Genomic DNA, 7,616 nt, shown 5'->3' with positions numbered 1-7,616 from the left:
GCCACCCGACGCACCGAGGACATGGACATCCGCTACCGCCGAGTCAACGGCGACGACGCGGCGGTGCTGTTCGCGGGGGACTCCCCGTATGCCGTGATGGTCATGGATCTCACCCCTGACGGCGACCTGGTCTCCGGCGTCTACGTCGTCACCAACCCAGCCAAGCTCACCCACGTGCGACCGGACGACGACACGGACGACGACACGGACGAGGAGAGTCCGGGACCCGGCGCAGCGTGTCGTGGACCGCGCTGACCTGGTCGACGTGACTGCGTCCGGAGCGGTTCGCGGTACCTTTCTATAGTTACGGAGTTACGTAATATCCGAACGGGGAGGGTGCGTGAACCGAAGGAGGCTCGTGGGCGCGGTGGCGGCCGGGGCCGGGGTGGCGCTGTATCCGGGGGACGCCTCGGCGGTGGTGGACGAGGAACTCGCCGCGCGGGTGCGGCCCTTCCTGGATCGCGCGCTGGCCGCGGGCAGCCCGAGCGTGGTCTGCGGGGTGGTCAGCGGCGCGCGGCGCCACGTGGCGGGCGCGTCCCAGGAGGGCCCGGCGCCGGACGGCAGGACCGTCTTCCAACTCGGCTCGATCGGCAAGACGCTCACCGCCACGGCACTCGCCCGCGCCGGATGCCGACGCCTGCACCGCCGCTACGAACGCAAAGCCGACCACTTCCTGGCCTTCACCAGCATCGCCTGCACCTTCATCTGCTACCGCAGACTCACCAAATAGGGACGGATACGGCCGGGCTGGATTCGACCTCCTGCGACGCCAAGTCCTCCTCGCGGACTGAGCACCGTCACTCGCCGTTACCGAACCACAAGAAGTGGATCAGAACCGTGGGAATTCCCCAGCGGCGGCCACTTGGCGGGGAGCGATCTGGCCGCCGGTGGTCACTCTGCGTTCCCGGATGGTTCGTCGTTCTTGATCGGTCCCGGCGGCAGCCAGGGTCTGGCTCCGGTGGCACCTGGATGGGGTTGTTGCACATGCCGTAGCGGCATGTGGTGGGGTCGGGGCATCACGCACGAAAGGCTCTGTCTGCGATGTACCCCCCTCTCACGCCTCCCCGGCAGGTCAAGATCGGTGATGCCGCTGCGTTCGCCGGGATCACTCCACGCGCCATCCGCCACTACCACGAGATCGGCCTGCTGCCGGAACCCGAGCGCGGTGGGGACGGCCGCCGCCGCTACGGCTATGACGACATGATCCGCCTGCTGTGGATCCGCAAGATGGCTGATGCCGGTATCAGCCTGGACGACATGCGGGCCGCCTTCGGCGAAGCCCGGGGCGAAGCTGGAGACGAAGCCCTGGACCACGCCCCGGATATCGAGTCGGTCCTGAGCAGGCTGGAGGAAACCTTGGCGGCGCAGGAGGCCGCCATCAAACGTCGGCGTGCGGCTGTCCAGCGCCTGCAGGCGGTGGGCAGCCCGCTCGGGCTGCTCTCCGAACTGGTCACGGACCGGCTCAGCCACCTGCCCCCGGGAGCGTTGCGCCCCTCCGATCTGGACGCCCTGCTAGTCACGGAACGGATCTTCGGGCCGCTGGGCGCCGCCATCCAGGCCAGCACGTTCATCGTGCTGGCCACCCACCCCGACCTGCGGGCCGAGGAGGACCGTCGTGAGGCGGCCGAGGCCGCTCTCGACGACGGCGTCGAACCCGACGACCCGCGTGTCGAAGAGCTCGCCGTACAGCGATGCGCTCACCAAATGGCCCTGAATCAGGCCATCGAGGCAGCTGGTCTCGACGCGCCGGAGGAGAAGATCTTCGAGATCTACGACGCGGGCACAGTGATGAGTGCCGCCGCAGCGATCACCAAGATGCCCTACGACTACTCTCCTGCCCGGATGCGCTGCCTGGAACTCGCCGGACGACTCCTAGGCGAGGCCCTTGCCGACGCCCACTCCGCGGACAGTTGATCGCCTGTGCCCGGCACCGACGTGGCCCGACAACCGGTCACGTCCATCCGCATGTGACCGGTGGGGTCAGACGTCGAGCCCGGGACGTAACCAAGAGTGACATCACAACTGGCCGTACGTGGGGTTCCGAGCCGGCCGCTGACACCAGTCTGCGGTTGCAAAGCCAGCACTCCCAATCGCCATGTCGACGGCCGAACACCGCCCTGTGGTCACGAACGCACCTCGGGCACCACGCGCTGGAACAGTTCCCCCAACGCATCCGGCACCAGCCGCACCACGATCGCCACCACGACCGACAGACCGGCGATCCAATTGAGATGACGTCTAATACCCGGCTAATATTCCGCGCCCCGAGTGACCGCTCGTCGCGGGCGCGTCAGCTCTCTGGGCTCAGCGCCCGGTCGTGCCGTCGAGGAGCTCGCGCAGGATGTCCGCGTGCCCCGCTTGCCCCCGCGTGGCACGCGGTCTCCGCGATCAGGTGGGTCAGCGTCCACCGCCTGGACGGCGCCGGCCCGGCGTCGCGTTTCCGCCTCGTGTTCATCGCTCGTGGCGCCTCGCCCGGTTCGGTCGGACCCCACCCCCGCGCGAGCCGCCGCGCATAGCACGGAGAATCGCCAGGCCGGCAGGGCCGGGCGTCGTTCGGCCAGCTGCGCGGCTCGCGCGGCACCTGGTGGAAGCGGCCTTGCCCTCGAAACCGACGACGCTCGCGCGGCCGGCTCCGGCCGCGGACCGCCTTCCCGGCCGTTCGGCCCGGAGGTTCGACCCGGCGCCCGAGGGCCCGACGACGCGGTCGTGACGGCCGTGGCCTACTCCCTCACTCCGTTACTCCGTCATCCGTTACTCCGTCACTCCGTCGATCTGGAGGGTCTGCACCTGCCCCGTGGCGAAGGGTACGGCCACGGTGCGGCCGTTCAGCCGCAGGTCGTCGCGGCGGACGTACAGGTCACCACCGCCGCCGGTCCTGGTGGACCAGCGGGGCACGACCCCGCCGGCGCCGCCGGTGACCTGCCCGAACGGGGACAGGTCGAAGGTCAGGGTCTGGGCGGCGCCCGGGTTGACGGCCACGATGACCACCCGTCGAGCGGCCGGATCGTAGGCGGCGACGCTGTAGTCCGTGCCGGTGCCGATGATCCGCATACCGGTCCTGATGTGCCGGGTGAACTGGGCCAGCACGTAGTACTTCGTCTGGACGGCGCCGGCCGCCAGGGTGGCCGGGTCGTAGGCGATCAGCGCCCAGGCCGGGGTGGGGTCCATCACCTGCCAGTACACCCAGGCGGTGGGGCGCAGCCAGCGGAAGTCGAGGAGGAGGTTGGTGGCCAGGGACAGGCCCGTGGCGTCGTTGTCGCCGGTCTCGGAGTTCCACAGCGCCTTGCCGGCGGCGGCCACGTCCCGCTGCAGGAGGTCCCGGCGGCCACCGGCGCCCTGGTAGCCGTGCACGTTGACCCGGTCGACGAGCGCGCGGGTGGCCGAGGAGAAGGAGTTCCACGTGGTGCGCGCCAGGTCGTAACTGGTCTCGTCCGAGGCGGCGATGGCCGTGGAGCCCAGGCCGAGCCGGTCGAGTTCGGCGCGCAGGTGGCCGAGGACGGTGGCCTGGACGCCCGCGTCGATGAAGCAGCCCTCCTGGGTGCCGTCCGCGCGCCACCAGGACGAGGACGGCTCGTTGAACGGCTCAACGGAGACGAACGGCACGCCCCAGGAGTCCCGGGCGTGGCGCGCCGTCGTCGCGAGGTACGTCGCGAACTGGCGGTAGTTCCACGGCTGGAGGTTGTTGCCACCGTCCGCCGCGCCCGATGGGTTGTGGTTCAGGCACATCCACCACATGGGGGAGTTGGAGAACAGCTCGACCCTCGCCCCCCGTTGCACCGCCCGGGTCAGGGCGGCGCGCTGCACGCGGTCGGCGTTCCAGTTCCAGGACGAGGACGCGGGGTCCTCGTTGTGCCAGTCCTGCCAGAACCCCTCGATCTGCTTGAAGCGCGGGATGTTGGGGGAGGCCACCATGGCCTCGCCGTCGACGGTGTTCCAGCCGCACGCGCCCAGGTTGTAGCGGGCGATGTCGAGACCGAGGCCAGGGAGGGTGCGTCCGGCGTAGGAGACGTTCCCCAGGGTGAAGAACGCGTCGGCGAAGTCGTTCCGTTCGCCGAAGACGTTCGCCCACCAGGCGAGGGACGTGCCCCAGCCCTCCCAGGCGCCCTGATCGGCGGCGGGGTCGACGCGCACGGTGGCGTCCGCCCGCGCGGTGCCGGCGGCGAGACCGCTGCCGAGCGCGGCGGCGCCCGAGGCGGCCAGAAGTGTTCTGCGTTTCACGGAGGTCCCCTTCGCGCAGGGTCCCTCGCCCCGTATCACGGTGCGGTGCGGCGGCCCCGATGTCCAGACCCCGGACGGCACTCGCGGGCCCGGCCGTGGGCGGGTCGAGTCCGTGTGCCGGGGCATTGACCGGACGGGCCGGTGCCGCATACTGACAGGCAGACTCATCATGTTCACGTAACCATCGGCCCCTCGCCCCCTCCGGAGCCGAACCCCCACCGGCCGCCCCGTGTGCGCGCCGGGTCGTCCGGCCGGTCGTGCGGCGGTGCGGGCGTGGGCGCCCGGACCGCCGCACGGAAGCCGGCGACGCGCTGTGGAGGCCGCGCTAGCCGGCGTAGGTCTCGTACTCGGCGATCCTCGGAGTGCCGGTCGAGCTGGTGATCTCGAAGGTGATCTTGCGCAGCGAGGTCGCGGGGAAGGCGATGACGCCCGCCCCGTTGCCGGAGGTCAGGACGGCGCCGGTGTCGGCGTTGACGACCCGCCAGGAGCCGATGGCGCCCGCTGAGCCCGCGGCCTCCCTGATGTTGATCGAGGAGACGGTGGTGGCCGAGTCCCACTTGATCGAGACGGAGCCGGTCGAGCCGGCCGGTGACCAGTAGGTGCTCAGGTCACCGTCCCGCACGTTGCCGTAGCTGGTGCCGCTGGCCTTGCTGCTGCCGTCCGAGCCGCCGGCGAGGCTGAGGTTGGTGCCGGTCGGCGGGTTGGTCGGCTCGGGGTCGGTCGGCTCCGGGTCCGTGGGCTCCGGGTCGGTCGGGCTCGGGGTGGTCGGGTTCGGGTTCTGCGGCGTGCAGTTGCCGTCCGACTCCCGAAGTCCCCTGTTGGCGCCGGCCGTCTGGCTGACGATGCTCGGCACGCAGCTGGCGGCGTCGAGGGTGTAGGAGTAGGGGATGCTGACGGTGGTGTTGGACGTCGGGTTGGGGCCGGCAGGATTGTTCTCGCTGCCGGGGCTCGACCAGGTCACGTTGTCGAAGGTGTTGCCGTTGACCTGCCAGTAGCCGGCCTGGTCGGTGTAGAAGGTGCCCAGGACGTCCTTGGAGTCCTCGAAGTAGTTGTTGTCCACCCTCGCGCGGGCGCCGGCCCGGGAGTTGATCCCGGACTCGTTGAGGTTCACGTAGTGGTTGTTGTAGATGTGGGCGATGCCGCCGCGCAGCAGGGGGGCGCGGGAGTCGATGTTCTGGTACAGGTTGTGGTGGTAGGTGATGTAGCCGTTCGAGGTGTCGCTCTCGCTGGAGCCGACGAGCCCGCCGCGGCCGGAGTTGCGCAGGATGCTGTAGGACAGCGTCACGTACTGGGTGTTGTCCTTCATGTCGAAGAGGCCGTCGAAGCCCTCCGACTCCCCGCCCGACGCCTCCAGGGTGACGTGGTCGACCCAGACGTTGCGGACGTCGCTCTCCATGCCGATGGCGTCACCGCCGTTGGAGGTGGGCGAGCCCGACTTCTTGACGTTCCGGACGGTCACGTTCTGGATGATGATGTTGCTGGCCTCGCGGATGTGGATGCCCAGCTGGTCGAAGACGGCGCCGCTGCCGACCCCGACGATCGTGACGTTGCTGATCTGCTTGAGCTCGATCACGCCGGCGGCGGTGTTGCAGCTGTCGCCCGAGACCTTGGTGGTGTTGCCGTGGTTGATGGTGCCCTCGACCTGGATGATGATCGGGGTGCTGCTGCTGGCCCGGCTGCACAGGGCCTGGTGGATCGCGGTTCCCGTGGTGGCCCGGACGGTCTGACCGCCGGCGCCGCCGGTGGTGCCGCCGTTCTGGGTCGCGTAGCCGCTGGCGGTGCCCGCCGCCGCCGACGCCTCGGACGTCGACAGGACCACCACGGTCGCGACGGCCAGGGCCATCAGGGCCAGCGCCGCAAAGAGTCGTAGTACGACTGATCTTCCCATTCTCGGCTCGCCTTCGTCCTCGCGTACGGGGAGTTGCTGCTGCGTACGGTGGTCCCCGGGCGGGCCGTCGAGGCCGCTCACCGTCGTCCGGCGGGAAGCGGTCGGCCCGGGGGATGTCGTGTTTCCCGAGGCGGAACGCGGCGGCGCGTGCGTCGCGGTCTTGAACCTCGGGTCGTGCGCGCGCTGACAGCGGGATTGCTGTGACAGCGCTTCCTGCCGGGCGCCCGCCGGGCGGCGTGGCGCCGCGCGCCGGTGGCCCGTGGTCCGACGCCCGGGGTGATGGGCTCACGCCATCGGTAGCGGTATCAGAGCGGTTCGAGTACCAGTCGGTGGCAGGCGCCCGTTGGCCTCGCTCACTGAACGCGTATGAAAGCGCTTTCTATTCTGGGGAGCATAGGGCGGGGTGTCGTGGCTGACAAGGGATCGGGAACCACTAATTAACATGGCCATGCCAGAGTGCGCGAAGGTCCGGCTGGCTGCTCGGCCATCGAGCGCCTCGGCGGTTTTCCGCGCGTTGCGGCGCGTCGGACGGGGGTGCGGCAAAATGAGTCGGCTGGCGAGGGAAGTCAGGGAGGGGAGCCGGGGAGCGTGGCCGAGTTAGCGGGGCTGGCGGAGGGGGATCCGCGGCAGGTGGGGCGCTACCGCGTGCTGGCACGGTTGGGCGTGGGCGGCATGGGGCGGGTGTTCCTGGCGCGCTCGCCCGGTGGGCGGCCCGTGGCGGTGAAGGTGGTGCGCCCCGAACTGGCCGAGGACGCGGAGTTCCGGCGGCGGTTCGCGCGGGAGGTGGCGGCGGCGCGTCGCGTCAACAGCTTCTTCACCGCCGGGGTGTTGGACGCCGACCCCGAGGGCGCGCCGCCGTGGCTGGCCACCGCCTACGTCGCGGGCATGTCGCTGAACGAGGCGGTCGCCGCGCACGGGCCCTGGCCCGAGCCCTCGGTGCGGGCCCTGGGCGCGGCGCTCGCCGAGGCGCTCGAGGCCATCCACGCGACCGGTCTCGTCCACCGCGACCTGAAGCCGTCGAACGTGCTGCTCGCGCAGGATGGCCCGCGCGTCATCGACTTCGGGATCTCGCTGGCGGTCGGGTCCACCGCGCTGACCCTGACCGGGGCCGTGGTGGGCACACCCGGGTTCATCGCGCCCGAGCAGCTGAGGGACGGCGACGCCAGCCCGGCCAGCGACGTCTTCTCCCTCGGCGCCGTGCTCGGCTACGCGGCCGGCGGCACGGGACCGTTCGGCGAGGGGCCGGCGCAGGAGGTCAACTTCCGCGCCGCGTTCGAGCCGCCGCGGCTGGACGAGGTGCCGCCTGGGCTGCGGGAGTTGGCGGGCCGCTGCCTGGAGAAGGACCCGGGGCGGCGGCCGAGCGTCGCCGAGCTGCTCGCGGAGCTCGCGTCGGACACCGGCGCCGGCCCCCTGACGCAGCGGGAGTGGCTGCCGGCGCCGGTGTCCCGCGCTGTGCGGGAGCGGACCGAGACCCCGCTGCCCAGCACCCCGCCGGCCCCCTCTCCCACGG

At 70.9% G+C, this 7,616-nt stretch carries 4 protein-coding genes and 3 pseudogenes; 4 read left to right on the top strand and 3 right to left on the bottom strand.

Going from position 1 to position 7,616, the window contains the following annotated elements; all coding sequences use genetic code 11:
- The 3 genes and pseudogenes from E1265_RS30185 to E1265_RS30175 all read left to right on the top strand — a co-directional run.
- Window positions 1-255: pseudogene (locus E1265_RS30185) on the top strand (hypothetical protein); the annotation flags it as partial.
- 367 nt (window positions 256-622) lie between these two features.
- Window positions 623-730, top strand: a pseudogene (locus E1265_RS39845) (IS5/IS1182 family transposase); the annotation flags it as partial.
- A gap of 311 nt (window positions 731-1,041) precedes the next feature.
- Window positions 1,042-1,914: a MerR family transcriptional regulator gene (locus E1265_RS30175; protein ID WP_132934156.1), complete on the top strand. Its 873-nt coding sequence runs from the start codon at window positions 1,042-1,044 to the stop codon at window positions 1,912-1,914.
- A gap of 390 nt (window positions 1,915-2,304) precedes the next feature.
- Here E1265_RS30175 and E1265_RS39840 read toward each other — a convergent pair.
- The 3 genes and pseudogenes from E1265_RS39840 to E1265_RS30160 all read right to left on the bottom strand — a co-directional run.
- Window positions 2,305-2,425: pseudogene (locus E1265_RS39840) on the bottom strand (DUF664 domain-containing protein); the annotation flags it as partial.
- A gap of 326 nt (window positions 2,426-2,751) precedes the next feature.
- Window positions 2,752-4,218 carry a glycoside hydrolase gene (locus E1265_RS30165; RefSeq protein ID WP_243741216.1) on the bottom strand — a complete coding sequence of 489 codons (1,467 nt, stop codon included), beginning with the start codon at window positions 4,216-4,218 and terminating at the stop codon, window positions 2,752-2,754.
- A gap of 325 nt (window positions 4,219-4,543) precedes the next feature.
- A complete protein-coding gene (locus E1265_RS30160) occupies window positions 4,544-6,106 on the bottom strand; it encodes a pectate lyase (protein WP_132934154.1) in 1,563 nt (520 codons plus the stop codon).
- 588 nt (window positions 6,107-6,694) lie between these two features.
- Between E1265_RS30160 and E1265_RS30155 the strand changes: the two genes are divergently transcribed.
- A partial coding sequence (locus tag E1265_RS30155) for a serine/threonine-protein kinase (protein WP_279571476.1) occupies window positions 6,695-7,616 on the top strand: 922 nt, incomplete at its 3' end.

The sequence above is a fragment of the Streptomyces sp. 8K308 genome (assembly GCF_004348315.1).
In the GTDB taxonomy this organism is placed as follows: Bacteria; Actinomycetota; Actinomycetes; order Streptomycetales; family Streptomycetaceae; genus Streptomyces.
The sequence above is the reverse complement of the archived record's forward strand: the minus strand, read 5'-3'. Positions and strand labels throughout refer to the sequence as shown.